The organism is Haloferax sp. s1 (genome assembly GCF_058382125.1).
This window is the reverse complement of the sequence record NZ_JBZRPK010000114.1, coordinates 1-1143: the sequence shown is the minus strand read 5'-3', so window position 1 is coordinate 1143 and position 1143 is coordinate 1. Positions and strand designations below refer to the sequence as shown.

The 1143-nt window shown below is 58.6% G+C and carries 1 protein-coding gene; it reads right to left on the bottom strand.

Annotation, left to right across the window (positions count from 1 at the left end; genetic code table 11):
- Positions 1-182 precede the first annotated feature (182 nt).
- Complete coding sequence (locus tag QT222_RS00795; protein ID WP_004060528.1) at positions 183-1007, bottom strand: hypothetical protein; 825 nt, start codon at positions 1005-1007, stop codon at positions 183-185.
- Positions 1008-1143: the final 136 nt, after the last annotated feature.

Here is a 1143-nt window from a genome sequence, read left to right as displayed (position 1 = left end):
GTACAGACACAGCAGTGTGAGCGCACCACCAACCACGGCGACCGCTACGGAGACCATTGTTTCTGAGTGTCTGTCGGCTAATATTAAGCGTGACGAAGGGCACGGACTCGGAGAGAGTCCGTCGCTCCGTCCCATGGAGACACAGTGCAATCAGAGTATCACTTCGGCCGCGGTGTCGCGTCTCAGAGTTCGGGCGGCGTGACGTTCCCGCTCAAGTTTGCCGAGAACGGCAAGCAGTACGAACACGTGAATCCGGGACACGGGTCCGCGCAGGCTCGGAGCGTCAGCCCGGCGGTGACCTCGACACTGTCGCCGGGTCCGTCCGCGAGCGAGAAGTCGCCACAGATTTCGAAGTCGAGTTCGCGAAGGACCGAGTGCTTGAATCCAAAGGGGAAACAGAGACCGTTCTCGGTCAACCCGTATCCGAGCGAGAAACTGGACAGGGCGATCGACCCCGAGAACGACCCGTATTCGAGATACACGTCGACGGAGAGCGTCGCCGAGACACCGAGACTGTAGTTGCCGTGGATCTTGGCACCGAGGCCGATACCGACCGTCAGATCCTTGCCGCCGACCTTCTGGGTACCGACGTCCTCTTGCAGATACAGGTCTTCGAGCGCTCCGCCGACTGCTGCGGTGCCGACGGTTCCAGACTCCTGGAACACCGGCTCGAATCCCGGCGGGGCAGTGCGCGCGAGATACTCGTCGTAGCTTTCGACGGCGTACGGCTTGTCACCAGGGACCGTTGCGGTCTGATACTCGCCGACGAGGATCTCGAAGTCTTCGGGAAGGTCGCTCACCTGAGACTGCATCGCGAGCCCGTCGCCGGAGGCCTGCGGGCCCGCTTCCATCGTCGCGAACATCTTTTCGAGCTCCGCTTCGGTCAACTGCTCTCCGTCTCCCTTTCCTGCTGCCGCTGCCGACGCGGGTATTCCGACCAACGCGCCGCCGAGAGCACCGGAGGTAGCGAGTAACTTACGCCGCGAGATATCTTTTTTGTCAGACATCAAAACAAAAATAATACACTAGTTATAAAAATATTGTTATTTCATAATAGTATGAACTTCGAGCGTGAATGAGAATGATTCACTATAGTAGCGTTTGCAACTGGTTACACATCCGACCGCATGACAGCGGTCGACC

Bases quoted from the DNA above. Each gene is read 5' to 3' on its own strand.
- QT222_RS00795 (WP_004060528.1), bottom strand. From the start codon at position 1,007: ATGTCTGACAAAAAAGATATCTCGCGGCGTAAGTTACTCGCTACCTCC.